This window comes from Pseudoalteromonas sp. 2CM39R (assembly GCF_023161845.1).
The window spans coordinates 453,521-474,945 of the sequence record NZ_JALNTM010000001.1 but is presented as its reverse complement, the minus strand read 5'-3'; the positions used below and the strand labels follow the sequence as shown (position 1 = coordinate 474,945).

Annotated in this window: 13 protein-coding genes; 5 read left to right on the top strand and 8 right to left on the bottom strand. The window is 43.5% G+C overall.

Annotation, left to right across the window (positions count from 1 at the left end; genetic code table 11):
* Positions 1-569: 569 nt before the first annotated feature.
* The 4 genes from MTF66_RS02085 to arfA all read right to left on the bottom strand — a co-directional run bounded on the left by MTF66_RS02085 (position 570) and on the right by arfA (position 8,749).
* Positions 570-3,203 (bottom strand): glycosyl hydrolase family 18 protein, encoded by a 2,634-nt coding sequence (locus tag MTF66_RS02085; RefSeq protein ID WP_248526185.1) that lies wholly within the window; start codon positions 3,201-3,203, stop codon positions 570-572.
* 65 nt (positions 3,204-3,268) lie between these two features.
* Positions 3,269-4,876, bottom strand: a complete 1,608-nt coding sequence (locus tag MTF66_RS02080; RefSeq protein ID WP_248526184.1) for a lytic polysaccharide monooxygenase — start codon at positions 4,874-4,876, stop codon at positions 3,269-3,271.
* A 52-nt stretch (positions 4,877-4,928) separates the two neighbouring features.
* Positions 4,929-8,093 (bottom strand): glycosyl hydrolase family 18 protein, encoded by a 3,165-nt coding sequence (locus MTF66_RS02075; RefSeq protein WP_248526183.1) that lies wholly within the window; start codon positions 8,091-8,093, stop codon positions 4,929-4,931.
* A 464-nt stretch (positions 8,094-8,557) separates the two neighbouring features.
* Complete coding sequence (gene arfA / locus MTF66_RS02070) at positions 8,558-8,749, bottom strand: alternative ribosome rescue factor ArfA (RefSeq protein ID WP_054563243.1); 192 nt, start codon at positions 8,747-8,749, stop codon at positions 8,558-8,560.
* Between the two features lie 233 nt (positions 8,750-8,982).
* Here arfA and MTF66_RS02065 point away from each other — a divergent pair, with 233 nt between their 5' ends.
* The gene (locus MTF66_RS02065) at positions 8,983-10,854 is read left to right on the top strand and encodes a monovalent cation:proton antiporter-2 (CPA2) family protein (RefSeq protein ID WP_248526182.1); all 1,872 of its coding nucleotides are present in this window, start codon (positions 8,983-8,985) and stop codon (positions 10,852-10,854) included.
* 696 nt (positions 10,855-11,550) lie between these two features.
* On the top strand, positions 11,551-11,862 hold the full coding sequence (locus tag MTF66_RS02060) for a hypothetical protein (protein WP_248526181.1): 312 nt from the start codon (positions 11,551-11,553) through the stop codon (positions 11,860-11,862).
* A gap of 263 nt (positions 11,863-12,125) precedes the next feature.
* Here the strand turns inward: MTF66_RS02060 and MTF66_RS02055 are convergent, their stop codons facing one another.
* From MTF66_RS02055 to MTF66_RS02045, 3 genes are all read right to left on the bottom strand, one after another.
* Positions 12,126-14,669, bottom strand: coding sequence for a TonB-dependent siderophore receptor (locus MTF66_RS02055; protein WP_248526180.1), 2,544 nt, complete (start codon positions 14,667-14,669; stop codon positions 12,126-12,128).
* Positions 14,670-14,984: 315 nt separating this feature from the next.
* Positions 14,985-15,635 (bottom strand): UPF0149 family protein, encoded by a 651-nt coding sequence (locus MTF66_RS02050; protein WP_248526179.1) that lies wholly within the window; start codon positions 15,633-15,635, stop codon positions 14,985-14,987.
* Between the two features lie 82 nt (positions 15,636-15,717).
* Entirely contained in the window at positions 15,718-16,677 is a 960-nt protein-coding gene (locus MTF66_RS02045) for a sensor histidine kinase (RefSeq protein ID WP_248526178.1), read from the bottom strand.
* Between the two features lie 95 nt (positions 16,678-16,772).
* Between MTF66_RS02045 and MTF66_RS02040 the strand changes: the two genes are divergently transcribed.
* Positions 16,773-18,080 (top strand): HD domain-containing phosphohydrolase, encoded by a 1,308-nt coding sequence (locus tag MTF66_RS02040; protein WP_248526177.1) that lies wholly within the window; start codon positions 16,773-16,775, stop codon positions 18,078-18,080.
* A gap of 78 nt (positions 18,081-18,158) precedes the next feature.
* On the top strand, positions 18,159-19,181 hold the full coding sequence (gene hemH, locus MTF66_RS02035; RefSeq protein ID WP_248526176.1) for a ferrochelatase: 1,023 nt from the start codon (positions 18,159-18,161) through the stop codon (positions 19,179-19,181).
* A gap of 60 nt (positions 19,182-19,241) precedes the next feature.
* Here hemH and MTF66_RS02030 read toward each other — a convergent pair whose 3' ends face one another.
* Positions 19,242-20,390, bottom strand: coding sequence for a benzoate/H(+) symporter BenE family transporter (locus tag MTF66_RS02030; protein ID WP_175083103.1), 1,149 nt, complete (start codon positions 20,388-20,390; stop codon positions 19,242-19,244).
* A 448-nt stretch (positions 20,391-20,838) separates the two neighbouring features.
* On the opposite strand from MTF66_RS02030, the gene MTF66_RS02025 reads away from it, so the two are divergent.
* Positions 20,839-21,375 carry a hypothetical protein gene (locus MTF66_RS02025; RefSeq protein WP_058584454.1) on the top strand — a complete coding sequence of 179 codons (537 nt, stop codon included), beginning with the start codon at positions 20,839-20,841 and terminating at the stop codon, positions 21,373-21,375.
* Positions 21,376-21,425 lie beyond the last annotated feature (50 nt).

Below are 21,425 nucleotides of genomic sequence, written 5' to 3'. Positions count from 1 at the left end.
GAAAGAGTAAAGTTAAGAGATACGAGAATCGAGATACGAGATACGAGGTGCGAGATACGAGTCTGTAGCAGCAATTTTACATCGCGTCCTAGAACCCAGAACCTAGCGCCTGATGTTTCCCGCGTAGGACTGACTTTAGCCGGGAAATGTCTTAAGTTAGCAAGCTTCAAGGGGAAAGGGTAAAGTTAAGAGATACGAGATTCGAGTCTGTAGCAGCGATTTTACATCGCGTCCTAGTGCCTAGCGCCTAATGTTTTCATCCGTAGGCGTGAAACTTGTTTCGCGCGTCTGAAGATAGGAAATTTGAAAAGGCCTACATGGATTATGTTGGGTTCTATTCGGCACTAAAGTACCTCCTACAAGACCTCCTACAAGACTCAAATCGCTAAGATGAACACTCGACCTGACCACCCCCACAGCTCGTCTGACCGCTGAAGGCTAAAAGCTGACAGCTTCTTTCCCCTTTCTAACTTTCCCCTTTCTAACTTCCCCCCACAAAAAAGCAGCCATACGGCTGCTTTGAAGGGAAATCACATTTTAATGATGGGCATTAAATGTGGTTATTACACTTAAAGTGCTTTCCATACATCCGCGACACCTGGCTCGTCTCCTTGAGTCCACCATTTCGCTTCGTATTTATTACCTTGGTAAGTAACTTGATCGCCACCGTTGTAGATACCCGCAGCTTGCCACACAACATCACCATTACCATCGGTTGGTTGTGAAGTTGCTTCCCATGGGCCGCCTAAATCTGGGCGCTCACCTTGAGTCCACCATTTAGCAGTGTACTCTACGCCGTTATAAATCACCGTATCACCACCAACATAAGTCGCCGCTGCATCCCATGTGGTTTCACCATCTGGCGGAGTTGTTGTACCAGAATCTGTCACGGTGACATTAAAGCTCACTGCTGTAGCAGTTTGACCATCGCTTACTGAAACCGACACAACATAACTTGTATCTGCATCAACGCTGCCCGCTTGTATACTCACATCAGCACCTGAGCCCACTAACGTTAAGCCTGCTGGCACGGTCCAGCTGTATGAAAGCGCATCGCCATCTGCATCAGATGCCGAAACAGCCACGTCCACACTCGCGTCTTCTGCCACTGTTTTATCAGCAATTGCCGCAACGACTGGTGCTTGGTTCTCACCTGTTGTTGGTGCTACAACATTTACAGTGACATTACGGCTTACACTTGCCTCGCCATCGCTCACACTCACAGCAACCGTGTATTGCGTATCAGCAGTCACTGATGGCGCTGTGATTACAAGGGTGTTTGAATTTTCACCAGTTACTGTTAATGCGCTGTCAGCTGTCCAGCTAAAGCTTAGCGGATCGTTATCTGCGTCAGTTGCTGATGCAGTCACAGATACACTTTCGCCCGCATTAACAGATACTGTACTTGATACAGATAGCACTGGCGCTCTATTGCTAGGCTCAGTGACGGTACCACCAAGTGCCTCGTGCATGGCATTAAGAATATCGCCATTATCAGCGTCAATTTCCCATGCAAACAGGCCGCCTAGGTTATATTGATTAACATAAGCACCTTTTGCCAAAACTGAACGACGATTATCGTATGTAATTAATTTACCGTTACTACGGTTCCATACATAAGCGGCTTCGGCTTGTTCGTCATAACCTGTCTCAAACCCATTGATGCCATTTTCTGCAGCGCCCAGCATGTAAGTTTTGATGCCTTTATAATCGATAACACCGTCTTCCCATACGCCTTGCGCTGTAGTGCCTTTAAGTTTGCCGTTGCCCGGTGCTGTCATAGGGTTATCAGCGATAGTCGCGTTTTCTGGATAAACACCTTCCCAGCCACGGCCATACATAGCAGCACCTACCACGATTTTCTTCGATGGTACGTTTTGCGCAAGTAGATTCTGCACTGCATTATCAGTTGTATAAGCAGGGCCTTTATATGGAACGCCTTCTTCATCAACGCCCGTGCCATCACACTGACCAACACGGAAATGCGATGAACAATAAAGCGCAGCCTGATGGCCTGTCACATTGCTCCATGCACCATAGTAGTCGTAGCTCATTAAGAAAATGTAATCCATATATTGTTGAGCTTGTGAGTAGTCGACATCTTCAATTTTGTCGTAACCTGCACCAATCGCTGATGTTAACTCATACTCACGACCTGTCTCTGCTTCAAGCTTATCAAGCATCGCGCGCAGCTCTTGCATTAACGCAACATACGCTGGGCCATCTGCAACTGGGTCACCTAAGTTTGGATTAGCACCCTGACCACCAGGGTATTCCCAGTCAATATCAACACCGTCGTAGAATTTCCACGTTCTTAAAAACTCTTCCATTGATGCCACAAATGTGTCGCGATTTGCTTTATCGGTAAAGTAGGCAAATGGGTCTGATAAAGTCCAACCACCCACCGATGGTAAAATTTTCAGATCAGGATAGCGCTGCTTTAACGCCATTAACTGCGAATACGTACCACGAATTGGATCATTACTATCAACACCTGGTAGCGCTTTTTGAATCGCAGCCCATGGATCGTGGATCACCACTTCAAAATCTTGCGAACCTGCACAGGCAGTATTTAGTGCGTTTTTAGGGCCGCCTGTTAATGAGTCATTAGGTCCACAAATTGGAATAAATCCATACAAGATATGACTTAGGTTTTGCGCTGGGATATTAGTTACGTCGAAATCGCGACCATAAATACCCCATTCAACAAAGTAGGCACCTGTTACAAGGCCATCTTTGGTGCCAATATCTTGGTTGTTTGGATCATAGTCCATCGGCAATGGCGCTAAGTGTCCGCCATCTGTATCGGCAATAACAATTGGCTTACCTTCACTGCGAGCACAGGTGGTACCGCCTTCACATAGTTCTACATATAATGTGTGACGACCTGCTTTATCATACGGGAAGCTAATAACACCACTTTTAGTGCCTGCTGCCAGCGAGCCTTCATTAACCAGCATATCATCGAAATACACTTTGTAGCTGTCGCCGCCGTCACCACTCCATGCGTTCCATTCAATGCTGATAGTGACTTCATCAACACGGTTCACCAAGCTCTTATATGAACCTGTGCCTTCAAGGTCAACCTCAACAAATGAGTACTCTTGTGGCTCCCAAATAATGGTCGGTGTTGATGGTGCCGCATTCGCTGCACTTGCAAAGAGTGCAACACCAATGGCTGCGCTTAATTGTTTTATATTCATGATTCTCTCTTATCTGTTTTTATATAGCGTTACGCTGTTATTGATAAAGTTTGAACTACAAAACTTTAGATTTCTGTCCATACTTGGCTGGCACCCGGTACATCTCCTTGGGTCCACCACTGCGCACGATAGCGCTGTCCTTGATAGGTTACTTCGTCGCCGCCTTGATAGGCTTTGCCGCTGTTCCATTCGATTGATGCACTGCCAGACTCAAGCTGCCATGCATCACTACTGTCTGGTTGTGCGCCTTGGTTCCACCATTTCGCGCTGTAGATTCCGCCGTTAAAACTCACTTTATCGCCCGTGTTGTATTGGCTTGTGCTATTCCAAGCAGGAACGCTCGGATCAACAGGATCAGGGTCGACCACAGTGCTATTAAGCACAGACACGGTAAAACTTACTTGGCTTGTGAGCTCGCCATCTGACACTGATACACTTACGGTGTAGCTTGTATCAGCATCTACAGCGGGGGCATTTAGCGTGATGTTGGCATCGCTACCCTTAAAGCTCAGTGGTGCAGGTACATCCCAGCTATAAGTTAAGGTGCTTTGTTGATCATCGAAGGCGTGTAGGTGTATCGATGTGCTGGTCTCTTCTTCGACTTGAAGGTCATCTGGTTGATGAATAATTGGCGCGGTATTGTCAGGAGCCGCTTGTACGCTTAATGCAAAGCTGTAATTTGCATTCGTTGTGAAGACCTGATTAATCAATAAATCAGACGCATCAAAGGCAATATCTCCGGCGCTATTTTGTACGCCAATATTAACTAAGTGCGCGTAATTAAGGTTTAACAGCGCTGCAAATTCAGCCTGCCAATTAGCTTTATTATCAGCTGTGATCTGCATTTGTTGAGTAATTAACTCTTGGCCATTTTCATCAAATAACCGAGCTGACACACTACCGCCAACCTCAGCGTCTTGTCCTTGACGAACAAAGTAGCTGATTGCTGTCCAATCGCTTGGCTCTGTCGGGGTCGCATCGCTAACGATATTAATATCGCTACAGTTGTAGAAGCCTTCGCCACCGGCATCATCTCGTTGCCAACGCGTATATAAAATGGCATCGCCACTGCGCCCTTGTGGAATCGACACGCTCATTTCATAGTAACGGTCGTTGTTAGCATCGATACTAAAATCAAGATTGCCGTACTCTTCAACAAGCTCTAGGTCATCCCAAGTAAGCACTTGAGTCGCACTATCAAAGCCCGGTTTTGTTAAATAAAACTGCCAAAAACTTGGGTTATGCGGTGTACTCGCTAAAAAGCGCACTAAAATATCGCCATTTGCATTAGGGATAACCTCACTGCGTTGCCAATGCGCTGAAGGTAAATCCATACCGCGTTTTTCTGGGTCGCCTGCTGCACATAATCGGCCATCAGGTACACTTTGCTTTACTGCCTCTAAGTTTGTGTAATCAATGGTATTAGCCGAAAATTCAATGTCTTGCACAAACTGTACATGCCCTGCTTTAACAAACGCTGCACGACAAGCAAGGTTAGGAATACCCGTGCCATCTGCAGGCCACCAGTAACCGCCATCGGCATTACAAAATGCTTGGCGCGCCTTCGGGCTTTCTAAGAATCCGTGGGCATTCACATGGCTTGATGCACAGGCAAGCAGCATGCTGGTTGCCACTGCCGATAAAGACAATGCCTTTGATTTCATTACTTTCATTGTTGTTCTCGCTGTAGAAATGCGGAGCAAAGTCCTTGCTCCGCTTAGTTGGTTAAAGCGTGCAACTCACCGTCCAGTCAGCAGATGTGCCTGGCTCTGTGCTCGTCCACCACTTTGCTTCGTAAATCACGTTGTTGTGATTCATTAGGTCGCCGCCAACAGCATGGCTTGGGTTACCAGCCCAGTCAGTTTGCGGCCAATTTGGATATACGGGGATGCTTGCTACATCAACACCATTACAGTTTTCCTCGCCACCCGTATCACCACCGGTGTCACCGCCAGTATCACCACTGCCAGCTGTGCCATCTGGTAGCATTGGGTATTCGAATTTAAAGGCGTAGGTTTTGCCATTTTTCTCAATCGTGAAGTTAGATGGGCCCGTAATTGGCATGTAGTACATAACTTGCGCCTCAACGGTTTCACCAGTGTTAAATGACTTTTCGATACCGCCCCACTCATTCACTAAGGTGATTGAAAAACGATGGAACTCATTTTCAAAGCCACCGATATTATCGCCAGCCGCATTAGAGCCATTCGCTTCTACAGCCATGCCGAGCTTTTCTTGCGCATTCCAATTCGATTTGAAAATTGCCGAGGTAGAAACGGGCACATCAAAGCTGATTTTCGCGCCACTTAAGTCGATACCTGAGTTATTGGTGAATGCGAATGTAGGTGAAATTGGATAGTTATCATCACCAATCGGGAAATCTTTCACAGTAAAGCTTACGTCAACCGCTTCGCTTGGCAGGGTGAAATCAACATTGCCTTGATGAGTGTTGTAAGCCACACCACTTTGGTTAAATTTATCGTAAGCAAGTGTGGTTAAGCTTGAGCCCATGAAGTACTCACCTTTCGCTGAGTCATAATCATAGTCACCGGCAAGCTCCCAGAACATGATGCCACCTAGGCCATTGTTGATAACATAATCAACTTTGGTTGCCATTGATTGCTCATCTTCAATTGATAAGAAAACCTTTTTCTCTGCATTCCAAAGCCATGGAGCAACTGCTACATCATCGTAGAAACGTGTATAAGTACCTGTTAACACATCATCTGCATCGGTTTCTGGCGTTAGACCATAGATTTCCAGGTAAGAAGGGTTAATACCATTTTCGAGATTTTTCGCATGCCATAATGGGTTCGAACCTGCTGGCATTTCTTCACCAACATCGTTCTTATCGTGCCATAGGTTATCTATGCCAAGTGCGCCATTACCGCATTGGTTTTTCTCACCAACGCCAGTCCCTTTAGCACATTTTGATTGATCTGGCAGCGCTGCTTGGCCCCATAAACCATTAGTACCGCCCGACACATCTTTAAAGCCACGAGTGTAATATGGAATACCAATATTGATTCGACCTGCAGAAACCGCACCGCGGAAGTAACGCACAGCCCAATCCGTATTTAAGTAGCCAATACCTTCAAACTCAGCGGTGGTATAAACGCCCCATTGCGCTAATTCAGAATCAAGACCGGTATCAAACAAGGCTGCGTTGTGGCCTACATGTGAATTCCATGCACCATGTAAGTCATAAGACATTATGTTTACGTAATCGAGATACTTCACGCTTTGGAATGTTTCCATGCCACGTAATAAGTAACCTGAAGATGGCGAAGCAATCGTTAATAAGTAATGCTTACCTGCCTTTTCACCTGCAATATCAAGTTCTTCACGTAGTTTTTGCATCAATACACGATACGAGGCGTTAAGACCTGCGCGACGAGCATTAGAGATAGGAAAATCATCAGGGTGGCCTGAGTCATTCATTGACGATGGGTATTCGTAATCAATATCGACACCATCAAAACCGTAGGTTTCAATAAACTCAACCGCGCTTTTCGCAAAAGCATCTATTCCCGCTTGGTTCACAGAGCCATCGGCATTGGTTGTCATCGTGTAGAAACCACCGCTGTTTACGCGAGTACCGTCTTCACCAAAATAACCACCTGTTTCAGCCCAACCACCTACAGAGATTAAGGTTTTTACATCTGGGTGTTGTTTTTTGAATTTATTGAGTAAGTTAAAGTGACCTTTGTAACTAAAACTTGGATCCATTTCAGCGCCTGTAACGCCCGGCCAAGTCATATTTGTCGCTGGGTTGCCAGCGGCATTTGGATCACCAATCGAGACCTTGTTATTGCCATCAACATGCGCAAAGGCATAGTTAATATGGGTGATCTTATCCCAAGGAATATCATTAACTAAGTAGCTTGGCTGACCATTGGCGCCATTTCGCCAACTCGTAAAATAACCAATAACTCGGCGTGGATGATCGGCGCCCATTTTCTCGCGGCCATTTTCATCATATACGCTACAGTATGGGGTATTCACACCCGGTGTTTGGTATAAGCCTTGTGGTTTACAATCTGTACCTGGTTCTGTTGCTTCAACAACATTAACAACTTTGCTTTGTGTATCCGTCGCGCCTTCGTTATCGGTCACTGTTAAGGTAAATGAAAATTGCCCAAGTGCTGGAGCCTGCCAACTATAACTTGAAGAAGCAGCACTTGCTTGATGAACTTCAGTGCTGTTTTCAGTTAACGATAATGCGGTTACTTGGCCATCGCTATCAGTGCCAGAAAGCGCAAACACCACACTGTCACCCACCGTTACTTGTGATGGCAGTGAGCTAAATTCAATGCTTGCCACTGGCGCTTGGTTAACCGGCTCAACGTCATCAGACACACTCACTGAATGTGCAACCGCTGTAGAGGTTAGCCCTAAATCATCCGTTGCGACCGCACTAATCACATGGCTGCCTTGCGTTGCTTGCCAGCTCGCTGAGTAAGGTGTGCTTGTCACAACACCCAGCGATGTTCCATCAACAAAAAACTCTACACTTGCCACGCTACCATCAGGATCAGTAGCGACAGTGCTTATGACAACGCTGTCACTTGTGGTAAATAAAGAACCCTCTGCGGGTGTTAAGCTGCTAATTTGAGGTGCTTGATTTTCATTGACAACGCTGTCACAAACACCCAATAAACGCCACTCTTGATCAACACCAGAAGTCTCCACAGGGTTGGTTTGCGTCCACCACTTGGCTTCATAAGCGCTACCTTGTGCCTGAACCTGATCACCACCAACATGTGTTTGCCCTTGTTGCCACATTTCTAAGTTGCTGCAATCAATCGCAGCCTGTGCTGTAAAGCCGTATAAACCTAGTGACAGCGCACTCAGCTTAAAGGCATTTTTTATTAATTTATGCGAGCTCATTCGCTCCCTCCGCCCAAAGTTTTAATAACATTTATTTTACAAATCCAACTTTAAAGTAACACAAAGCGCTGTTACGTCAAGCTTGCATTTACCTTTAAAGGGTAAAATAAACGCACTTTTTGGTGTACAACTTATTTAAAACCACTAAAAAAGAATTAATTATTTTTATCAAAAAGCAAAAACGAGGATGATTCTACCGAGTAAAAATGAACATATAATTAACAATAATTTAACCATGGAAAGCACAGCTCTCCTGGTTTGTATAAAAAACAAGCAGTGCTTGTGTGAGGGTAGACGATAATAATTGTCGTATCGATTATGGGTATATAACGAATAAATTAGTTTTCAGGTAAAAATTTCTATAAAAATTGAGTGAAAATTATTCTTAACACGAAATTTAGTCATAAAAAAAGCAAACACTCAGTGTTTGCTTTTCACAAAAATCCTATTTGATCACAACTTAATTAAGCAGCGATTAAATAGGACTCTCGTCCTGCATGTTTTGCCTTACGTTGATATGCACCTTTACCTTTTTTAGGTTTCTCTACTTTTGCGGTGAACAGCTTAGATGTAACCATTGCGGCGTACACATTATCGTTAATTACACCACGACCAGTATCAACTTGGCCTTGTGTACGTTGTTTCTTTTTGCTCATTTTTTGCTCCTATTTAAAGTGTTGCGAGTATATACCTACCTAAGCGCTACGCAAGCGATTTTTAAGAAAAAAACGATGATTTTCCCCCTTATTTTGTCTTAATTACTTTTACTAAAAACCATGCCTTGTTGTCATTTTTCTGACTAAATTCGTATTTTGATTGCATTCACTACCTAGCTGCTGGCAAAACTAGCGAAAACAACCATAGTTAATTAAAAACAAACAGGATTACGATGACTGACTTTCTCTTAATCGCCTATATTTTCCTTATTGCAGGCATTATTGCCGTGCCTATTGCCAGCAAGTTTGGACTTGGCTCAGTACTTGGCTACCTACTCGCAGGTATTGTTATTGGGCCAACACTGACATTTTTAAATGTTGATGTGATTGCCATCCAGCATTTTGCTGAGTTTGGTGTGGTAATGATGTTATTTATTGTTGGCTTAGAGCTAGAACCCAAAGCGCTTTGGTCAATGCGAAAACAGCTTATTGGCCTAGGTGGCGGCCAGGTAGTTTTATCAGCAGCCGCTTTTACTGGAATTGGTTTAGCATTTGGTCATGCTTGGCAAACAGCACTTACAATAGGCTTAATATTATCGCTTTCATCGACCGCGATTGTACTGCAAACGCTTTCAGAGCGTGGGCTATTAAAATCAGATGGTGGTCAGGCCTCATTTAGCGTATTACTCACCCAAGATATAGCCGTTATACCTATGCTTGCATTTATTCCATTACTTGCTTTACCAGAAATAGCGCCCGTTATTGCAGATACAGCTCATGCAAGCGAAGACGGCCATGCTCGCTTAAGCTTGGTGGCGGGCCTTGAGAGCTGGCAAGCAGCGCTGGTTACTTTAGGTATGATCGCGCTCGTCGTTTTTGGTGGTAACTACTTAACCGCACCGATTTTTAGATTTGTAGCACAAGCTCGGCTTCGCGAGCTATTTACCGCTACAGCCCTATTCTTTGTTATTGGTATCGCTTTAATGATGTCGTTAGTTGGCTTATCCCCTGCGCTTGGCACATTTTTAGCGGGTGTTGTGCTTGCAAACTCACCTTATAAACATGAGCTCGAAAGTAATATCGATCCCTTCAAAGGGCTATTACTTGGATTATTCTTTATCACCGTTGGCGCAAGTATCAATTTTCAATTACTCGCAGATAACCTAGCCATCATCGTGCTACTAACCGGCGCCCTGATTGTAACTAAAACAGTTGTGCTATTAATTTTAGGCCGCATTTTTGGCCTAAGGGGTGCTGCACTTTGGTTACTAGCACTAGGGCTTGCACAAGCTGGTGAGTTTGGTTTTGTACTACTGGCTTACAGTGTTTCTAATAGTGTATTGACCACTGTCATTGCCGACCAGCTATTACTGGTTGTGACCTTATCAATGCTGCTTTCGCCGGGATTATTCATTCTGTATCAGCGTGTAATAGCACCGCGCTTTATTTGTGAGCAAGCAGGGCAAGAAACAGAAGAGTTTCCTGATGATAGTCATGTAGTAATTGCAGGCTCTGGCAGAATGGGAGGACTTGTTGACCGTATTTTACAAGCTGGCGGCTATAAAACCACCGTGATTGATTACAACTATAAACAACTCGAAGCCCTTGAACGTGTTGGTATTCGTAACTTTTTTGGTGATGCTACTCGACCAGATCTACTGAGTGCAGCGGGCATTGAAGATGCAAAACTGCTGGTTGTTGCACTTGATGATGCTGAACAAATAACTAAATTAGTCCGCTATGCGATGCAAAATTATCCGCATTTACATGTTGTTGCCCGCGCTGTTGATCGCCATCATGTATACGATTTATGGGCTTACGGCTGTCGAGATATTATTCGCGAAACCTACGACAGCACCATGCGCATGGGCCGTTCATCATTTGAAGCACTTGGTATTGAACGAGATAAAGCCCAAGAAATGGTCGATATTTTCAGTGAGTTTGATAAAGAAATGCTACGCGAAGCCGCCGATGTCTACGAAATCGGTGTGCCATTCGAAGAAAACCATGCCTATATCGAACGTATCACCAAATTGTTCGATGAAAAAGAACCGGAAATAAAACAACAAATGCGCGAGATATGCGAGCGAGTTAAAAGGGACTAGGTTCGAGGGGTTAGGTGCTAGGGACTAGGAGCTAGGTTCGAGGTGCGTGGTGAGAGATGCGTGGTGAGAGGTTCGAGGTGCGTGGTCAGAGATACGAGATTCGAGAGTAAACGCGATATAAATCTGATGCGTTCGTAGGAATGGCTTCAGCCATGAACTCTCAAACACCACACAAATATAAGACTACTCGACGTAGGCGTGAAATTTATTTCGCGCGCCACGCAAGCATAACGCCTACGTAGCAGCGGCTTTATTGCTCGACATTGGTGAGGGATGCGAATTATGAGATGAGAGGTTCGAGATACGAGATACGAGATACGAGAGTAAACGGGATATAAATCTAATGCGTTCGTAGGAATGGCTTCAGCCATGAACTCTCAAACACCACACAAATTTAAAGCTATTAGACGTAGGCGTGAAATTTATTTCGCACGCCATGCAAGCATAACGCCTACATGGCTAGGTACGAGAGAAACGCGATATAAAATCGCTGCTACAAACTCGTGTCTCGTATCTCGCACCTCGAAACTCGAAACTCGAAACTCGCGACTTTCCCCTTGCAACTTTCCCCTTGCAACTTTCCCCTTGCAACTTTCCCCTTGCAACTTTCCCCTTGCAACTTTCCCCTTGCAACTTTACTCTCGTAACTTACCGAAATATAAAGGTATTAAATAATGTAATAAGGAGTATTACAGTATGGAAACGCTTAATAAAAAGGAAAAGCTGCTATCTATTTTGTTCGGATTGGCTGCAACTATTAATTTAACTGTCGGTGTTTATTCGCTTATATTACAAGGCCTAGACTGGTTAGAGTTCATTAGTTGTCTTGCAATTTCACTTATAATGTTAGCGGGTAGCTTAAACCCAAAGCTATTCTTTAAACCGGTAAAAAACATATTTTCACCACACTTAACTTTAGAGCCAATAATTAATTCGACGGTCTACTACACAATTATAGTTGCAGGTTGGATTTTGTTATTTGGAAGCATTCTACTAAATAGATTTTGAAGTGCTTAAATGCAGATGAAAACTCAAAGAAGCGAAATAAAACGCGATATAAAATCGCTGCTACAGACTCGCATCTCGCATCTCGCATCTCGCATCTCGTTTCTCGTATCTCGTTTCTCGCACCTCGAAACTCGCAAACTTCCCCCCTTGCAACTCTCTAATTAAAGACACTGTCATTGATATAACGACAAATGTCGGATACTACAATCAAGCAAAAAAATAGCGCCGTTAGGCGCTATTTAAGTTTCATATCAACTTAGGAATTAAAAACTAAAACTTAATTTTGCGTAGTAGGTCATACCATCAAAACCATAAGGTAGTGCACGAACAGGGTATTTAAATGCTTTATTTGTAATAAAATCAAGCGCTTCATCTTCGCCTAGCTCGTCTGGCGTTACATCAAAGATATTATCAATACCCGCCGATAGCATGAGTTCATCAGTTAGCTGATAGCCCACGTTAACATCCACTAATACTGCTGATTCTACCGTGCTTGTGTCTTTAAACTCACCGGTAGGTGATAGCTCATCAGGTAAACCAATGTGGTCATTACCAAAGTATTTAACGTCAGTTTCACCATAGTAGTTAAAGCGTAGCATGCTGTTGAAATCGCCACGATCGTATTCAAACGTTAGCGTAGCACGCTCACCTGGTTGACCGTCTGTTAAGAAACTACGTTGTAAATCATCAAGGGCGATTGACTCAGGAATACCCTCAGGTGCATTTACATCATCAATTTCAGTTTCGTTAATGTTACCCGCAAAGGTTGCTGAGAAATTACCGTCATACAAATCGGTGCGGTACGAAGCAATAATATCAACCCCTTTAGTGGTTGAATCAACTGAGTTTGAGAAGTAGTTAGCTTGCTGTGCTCCTGTTGCATTAAGCGCGGCCACGGCCTCGGCACTAAACGAAACATCGTCCGCCGACATTAAGCTGCCAAGGGTAATTCTGTCTTTAATAGCAACATGGTAAAAATCAACGGTTAGCGATAAATCGCTGGTTACGTTGTAAACAAAACCTGCACTTAAGTTTTCTGAGCTTTCAAGGCCAAGGCTATCAACGCCAAGTGCTGAGGGAAAATCAGAGCCCGCTGTTGCTGTAAATGATTGCAATAACACGCCACCAGCACCTAAGTTTGTGGTGTAAGCTGTATAGGCACTTTGTTGCAGTGATGGTGCTCTAAAGCCAGAAGAAATCGCACCACGCACGGCAAAGTCATCGGTAATTTCATAGCGCGTTGCGAGCTTACCAATGATGTCATCACCGGCATCAGAGAAGTCTTCATAACGAAGCGCTGTGCTAACTTGCCATGCATCCGTGATCAGCGTTTCGGCATTTACATAAAATGCATAGCTGTGACGGCTCTCTTTGTTTGACGCTTCAGGGCGTAAACCGTTATAAGCTTGGAAACCACACTCAGCGAATACGCTGCTGTCGTTTACCGCAGGGTATGAGCTATCTGAATTAGCTAAACCACATGCATAAGAGGCTTCTTCGCCCGGCACGATTTCATAATTTTCTTTACGGTATTCAGCACCCGCAGATACATATAAAGGCTCGCTGCGACCAATATCAACAATACCATTAAGGTCTGCATTTACAGTTGTTTGATCAAATCTAAAGCCACCTGAGTAACCGCCATTAGGGCCTGCATTAGCAGCAATATCAGCATCGTTTGCATCAGGGTTGTTCGCCACATATTCAGCAGCATACGAGGCGTTTAGAGTATTTTTTGAAGTGAAGTCATAGCTATTTTCACCATATACGGCAGATACGTCATAGCTCCAATCTGGATTTAACTCACCGCGCAGTCCTAGTGAGAACGAAATATCTTCGGCTTCGTTATCGATACGAGGTAAAAAGCCATCGCCATACACTTGCACAACGTTCTTCGCTGCTTGGTCAAAGTTACGGTAAAAACCATTCCCTAGCGCAGTACGGTTTGAGTACCCACCAAATGAGTAAAGCTCGGTCTCACCCATAGGTAATGCCATGTTATAAAACACAGAAGTAAATTCACTATCAGCATTACCCTGTCCCCAACGAACTTCGTCAGAGAGCGTACCGGCTGGTACATCAACTGAGCCACCAGTATCACTCTCTGCGCGGTTGGTGCCATCAGCATCACGGTATTCTAAAGAAAAGTTAATGAAGCCGCCTTCATCACCTAAATCAAAGCCACGGTTTAAACCCATTGAAATAGTGTCGCCATCGCCTTCACCTGTGCTACCTGCTTGCACATACCCTGTTGTGACACCGGTTGAATCGTTTAAAGATAAGTTAATCACACCAGCTATCGCATCAGAACCATACTGCGCCGCAGCACCATCACGAAGTACTTCAACGCCTTTTAACGCAGTAAGCGGAATCGCGTTCATATCGGTACCTGCAGCACCAGCACCTACAGTACCATTTAAGCCAAAAATAGATTGGTTATGACGGCGTTTACCATTGATAAGCACTAACGTTTGGTCTGGCTGTAAACCACGAAGAGTTGCAGGTCTAAATAAGTCAGAGCCATCTGACACTTGCGTACGAGAAAAGTTAAATGAAGGAGCCGTCGCTTGCAGACTTTGGCCAAGCTCAGTGAATCCACCTTTGTTTAAGTCGTCCGCATCAATTAAATCAACTGGCGATGTTGATTCGGTAGCCGTACGATTGGCAACTCGTGAGCCTAATACAGAGATTTGTTCGATGTTTTTATCTGCTTTTACAGCAGGTGCTTGCTCTGCTGCCTGCACTGAAGTCGCAGAAACAGCCACACTAACCGCAACGGCCAGCATACTTAAAGAATGTGTTGTCATGTGTATCCTGTTGATATTTTGGCTTTACTTAAAACAAAAAGACGCCCCTTTTGGAGAAATTAAGAAAAGCACTAAGCACGTGTTGTTGATTTTAGAAATCACGATTTTGAAAGCTAACTCAAGCCTGCGAGTTAACTCTTGAAAAACATCCTATCAACAAATACACAAAAGGAAAGAAAAATAAGATACGACTTATGTATAAATATTTCCATTTGTACTATTAATGGAACTTTAACGGTGGAAATTATTCGTTTTTCAGTAGAAATAAGCAAAATAATGCAACTATCAGCTTATCTCTACTGAGGAGGGAAATGTTTACTGATCTTGCTCAAGCATCGCCAGTTTTTCATCTTCAAGCATTAACGCCATGGTGGCAATTTCAGATAAACTCTCGTCTAGCGCATTAAAGAAAGTGACAAACCCTTCACCTAGTTTTTCTGGCTCAGGGTGATTTGCCCGCGCCTGATCCCACATTGCAAAGGTGGTAAGTAAATCGAGGGTAGCTTCAAAGTTATCAATAAACAGCTGACCATCTTCGCTTTCGTTTTCTTGCTGCGAATCAGCGTTGAGTAAAAATTGTAAGTCACTATGCCAAATATCTTGGTTAACAATATACGCTGCAATATAACCACTACAAAAGTCCTGTAGTGCTTGGCTTGGTTCATTGCTGTTAACTTCATTTGGGTATAATTCGGCTAAGATTTTCTTTTGTTCAACTTGAGCTTCGGTGATGTTATCAAGCAGCTCAATCATTGCATCGCGTGGCTCAGAATCTGTCATTAAGGTATTGAATACCGTTTCATCATTGTCAGCAATATAGTTTGCTAATTCTGATTCACCAAAAAACTCTGAACAGGCTAATAAGCCAGACATATAACCAAGTACTTGGTCCAAACTAACTTGATTCGTTTCACTTTGACTAGCGAGGTAATTTTTAAATACATCCGAACTTTGTTGGTTAAGCATATTGAGCCTTTGCATTTTGTTTTGCTATGGGTGTATTCCTACACTAGCGAATCCACAAATTTTTGCAACAACTGAAATGCTGTCAGCTAGTTACAGTCTTCCTGACCTGACTTTGTACCGGAAACACGCAACTGATACGTGTGCCCATTCCTTCTGTACTTTGAATATCAATACACCCTTGGTGTTCATGCACTATGGCATATACCATGGTCATCCCCATACCGGTGCCTTCACCAACAGGTTTTGTGGTGTAAAAGGGATCATATATTTTCGCAATGGTTTGTTCTGACATACCGACGCCATTGTCCTCAACATCGATATAAATATGCTGTTCAAGCTCATACACAGCGACAGATATTTCAGCTTTTTCACCTAGGCTGTTACACGCTTGCTTAGCATTTATCAGAATATTGACAATTACTTGGCTTATTGCAGGTAAGTTACACCAACTTTGCGATATAGGGCTGTATTGGGTTTGTAAATTACAATCACGGAGTTGGTTTGCGAGTAGTTTAACGGCACTTTTTACCGCCTCTGTCATATCAGCAAATTGTTTGTCGTGACCCTTGGGCCGAGAAAAGTCTAGTAAATTAGCAACAATCTTGCTGATCCTTTGCAGCCCTTGCGACGTGTCGCTTATTAATTCAGGTAAATCATCAGCCATAAAGCGAAATGAGTGTACTTGATTGAGCTCAGTTAACTGCTTACAAAATGTGGCTTTATCGGTATCGTTGCAGGCAAATTCATCACATACTGCAAGTAGCTCACTAAAGTAATTACAGTAATTTTTTAAACAATCAACATTACTGATACTGTACGCGAGTGGATTATTAATTTCATGGGCAACCCCAGCGCAAAGAGTGCCTAAAGTGGCCATTTTTTCGGCTTGAATGAACATAGCTTGATGGTGCTCTAAATCAGCAATTTTTTGCTCAAGCTCACTGTTTAATGCCACTAGAATACGGCTTTTGTCTGCGAGCAATTGTTCAGCTTCTTCTCTGGCCGCTTTTTCTAACAAATAGGCTTGCTTAAAGTCATCCATATTCATCTCAAACTCTGTTTGTCTCTTTTAAAACCTAGCACAAGGCTTGATTTAAGGCTATGTTATTGATTAACGATGACTCATAGTAAAACGGTATGGCAGAACAAGTTAGCAAACAACATATTCAGGTTTTATGCATTGATGACGACGAAATCGTCTTGAGGACTCTTTTGCGCCTGTTATCAGCGAATAACATCACTGCAAAAGCCTGCTCAGATCCACTTGAAGGGCTAAAGGTTTTGGCTACTTATAGCTTTGATGTGATCATTTGCGACATGCGTATGCCAAATATGGACGGCGCCGACTTCTTTGCGCAAGCACTTAATATTGACCCAGAACCACACCGGATTTTGCTAACCGGTTACTCAGATATCGACAACACCATTGCCGCGGTCAATAAAGGTAAAATCCATGCCTATATCCAAAAGCCATGGCAAAACGAATTGCTGTTACGCAATATTAGTGATGGCATAGAAAAAACCTCATTAAAGCGCCAAAACAAGCAGTTAGAGCAAAAAATAAAAGCGCAAAACAGCCAGTTAAAAGAGCTAAACAACAACCTTGAGCAAATGGTAGAAAAGCGTACGTTACAAATTCGAAAAGTGCTCAAACAACTCGAAGAAGTCAACGAGCGTGAAAAACACGAGCACCGTACCACCTTCGAAATCTTATATAACTTTATAAACGCTAACCCCTACCTAGATGGTAACCAAGCGCAAAATATCGCCACAACTTGTAAGCAACTAGCTCAAAGCCTTGGCTTAGAAAAACAGCGAATTGAAAGAGCAGAAATAACAGGTTATCTTGCACAAATTGGCTTGCTCGCCATGGAGCCTGAGCTTTATAAAAAGCCAACAAGAGAACTAACCGAAAACCAAAAAAAAATCTTTTACACCCACCCAAGTACCGCGCAGTTAATGCTCATGCCTGCTACCCATTTACATGATGTCTCTGAGGCGATTTATTACCAGTTTGAGCATTACAATGGGACAGGCCAACCTAAAGGCCTAAAAGGAAAAGAAATTCCATTAAAAGCTATGATATTAGCGGTAGCGAGAGATTTTTGGCTAGCGGTTGAACAATTCAAGAGCGCAGACGAAAGTGACTTTGAAAGAGCACGTGATCAACTACAGCTATATAGTGGAACTTATTATCACCCTAAAATCCTAGAAGCCCTTAACAACATAGAAATTAAGTGTGCCAGCGATCAAAAAGTCGGCACCATGAAAATTATCTCGGCTCAAGATCTTAAAAACGGGATGGTACTTGGGCACGCACTAAGAAGCTACGACGGTATTTTGTTATTACCTAAAGGGCATGTGTTTGGCGCAAAATCAATTGCAAAACTGCAGCAGCTTGAAGCAAGAAAACCGAATCCTTTCAGGATCATGATCAAAAATTAGCGAATAAAGTGATCACATAATCAGCTTACTTCGTTACAATGTGATTTATATTACGATTACTTCATACAGGAGCACTCAGTGTCGCGATTTTCCGCCATTACCGATAAGCCGCATGACGGCCGATTCAACAAAAAAACGGGCATTTTACTTACCAACTTAGGGAGCCCAGACGCCCCTACTACCGCGGCACTTAGAACTTATTTACGCGAATTTTTATCGGACCCTCGAATTGTCGAGATCCCACGTTTTATTTGGATGATCATCCTTTATTGCTTTGTACTTACGTTACGCCCAAAACGCTCAGCAGCACTTTATAAAAGCATCTGGACTGAAAACGGCTCACCGCTCACGCATATTACCCGAGAGCAAAGCAAAAAATTGGCAGCCCTTTTAAAAGACAAAGGACACCACGACACTGAAGTGGTCATGGCCATGCGTTACGGTAACCCTTCAATTGAAGCGGGCCTTGAAGAGCTGCGCGAAAAAGGCATCACTCGCGTTATTGTACTGCCAATGTACCCGCAATATTCAAGCACTACTATTGGCTCAACGTTTGATGCTGTATCGAATGTTCTTCGTAAGTGGCGCTGGGTGCCAGAGCTGCACTTTATTAATGGTTATCACGACAATCCTACTTACATTGATGCCCTAGCTGCTAGCATTAGCGAAGATCTAAATGCCCATGGCACGCCGCAAAAGTTGGTGTTTTCGTACCATGGTACACCGAAACTATTTTTAGAAAACGGCGACCCTTACTATTGTTTTTGTATGCAAACCACCCGTTTAGTGGCAGAGAAACTTGGCTTTGAGAAAGACTTTGCTGTAACAACCTTCCAAAGCCGTTTTGGTAAAGCTGAATGGTTGAAGCCATACACAGACGCAACCCTTGAAAGCTACCCTGCTGAAGGTATTAAAGACGTTGCAATTCTAAGCCCTGCATTTAGTGCCGACTGTTTAGAAACGTTAGAAGAAATTGAAGGCGAAAACCGTGAAATTTTTGAACATGCAGGTGGTGAGAAGTATCGCTACATACCAGCACTCAATACCCGCAGTGATCACATCAATGCAATGTTTGAAGTAATAAAACCATTACTTAAATAACGAAAGGCCCTAGCTATTATATACAGTAACTAGGGCCTTTTTTAATATTGAAACCTGACATTAATCCTTACGAGTCATAACCAAGGTCACCGTACCTGCAACAATTCCCCAAAATGCAGAACCAACCGAGAACAAAGTTAGGTTTGAAGCTGTGACCAAAAAGGTCACGATAGCGGCTTCGGTATAATACGCCTCAGTTAAAGCTTGCTGTAAACTACTAGCAATAGTGGCGAATAGCGCAATGCCTGCCAATGCCAAAATCAATGCCTGTGGCAAACTTGCTACCAAACCAACCAAGGTTGCCGCAAGGAGCGCCATAATAATGTAAAAAACACCACCAGCAATGCTTGCCCAATAACGTTTGCTTGGGTCTTTATCTGCCTCAGGGCTCATACAAATGGCAGCCGTTATAGCCGCCAGGTTAATGGCATAGCCACCAAATGGTGCAATAAATACATTTAATAGTCCGGTTACATTTAGCGCTGCCGATACAGGGGCTTTGTATTGGTGCGCTTTTAAAACAGCAATACCCGGTAAGTTTTGCGATGTCATGGTCACAATAAATAGCGGCAACCCAACACTTATCATAGCGTTCAAGTCAAACTCAGGCGCAATATAAGCAAACTCGCTCATTTTCCACTGCCAGCTAGAGGTATCAATTTGCCCTGTTACACCTGCCATTAAAAATCCCGCCACAACCACAGCAAGCATAGCAAAGCGTGGGAAGTAACGCTTGCCACATAAATAAACAGCCACCATTAACCCAATCACTAAAGGCAGCTCATTCATAAAGTTGAACACATCAATACCAAAATTCACCAGCACGCCAGCAAGCATGGCACAGGCCAGTTGGCTAGGGATCTTGTTCATCATTTTTTCGAACACGCCGGTAATACCAGATAAAAACACCAGCGCAGCAGAGAACATAAACGCGCCAACAGCTTGGTTTAAGCTATAACCTTGGGCACTTGAAATAAGGAGTGCCGCTCCGGTTGTTGACCAAGCGATAAGAATGGGTACTTTGTAGTAATAAGACAACGCAATCGAGCTGACACCCATCGCAAGACCCAGCATTAATACCCAGCTGGCAACTAAATCAGGTGTGCCACCTAACACCATAACAACCTGATAAATAAGCGCGATTGAACTGGTAAAGCCAATAATAACGGCCACTAAACCCGCGGTTGCTCGACTGATGAGCTGACTCATGTACACACTCCTTGGCAATTAAAAATCTACCATATCCTATGATTTGCCAGATGGCACTGTACACTTTTGTAGTATTTTAAGATTTATTTACTATACAGATGACACAAAAAAGGCGTGTTATAAACACGCCTTTTGAAAGTTTAAACGGCCTCCAAACAAGGCTCTTTGGCTACTTCAATGCCTAAAGTCCTGCTTCATAGGTTTCTTGCTTTAACAAGCCTTGGCTATCTTTATAAATGATCCACCCGCGCATAGTCGGTACCTCTAGTCTTGGAGTTTCGGTGACATAAAAACGCGGATTATGCTCAGCATTCAGAGCCGAGTAAAACAAATTAATTTTATCGACACGATAATAAAAACCTCTACTTAGTGATTAACTATTGACCGAGTTGTTAACTTGAGGTAAAAACTAACAATGAGTTAACATAAAAACCCGTAAGAGAAACATGTGAACAGGACGCTTGCATTAATCTTCATTCTGCCACTTACAGCATTTGCACTAAATGAGTGGCATATTCAAAGTGATGGTTTTAAAACAAAACCCAGCACACAGCAGTTTGTTGCCTCTTACAAAGCAGAAGCCGATCAAATAGCCCCACAACCCATTGTGAACTTAACTGCGCCACTTAATCAGCTATCTAATCATGCGCACGATTACCTATACAAACAAGGCCGTTTGCCTGACCAATTAGCAAACACCGCATTCAGCGAATTTGATTTAGACACCCTAAAAACCCTACAACCCGGCGATCACTTTATTTTAGTGATCGATGAATATCTTAGTTACACCGTAGAAATTAGTAACATCATCGAAGCCAGCAATGGCGATAGAAGTGTGTTTGGCAAGGTCAATGATCAAACTAAAACAGGCCATCAAGCCGTGATGACCCTCACAGAAAACACCCTACAAGGCCAATTTGATGCCGGTAATCAAAGCTACAAGTTTCAAAGCCATGGTGAATACGGGTGGGTAACGAAGTTGTAGTTACGAGCTACGAGTTGCTAGCTACAAGTGGAAAGGGGAAATGTCGTAAG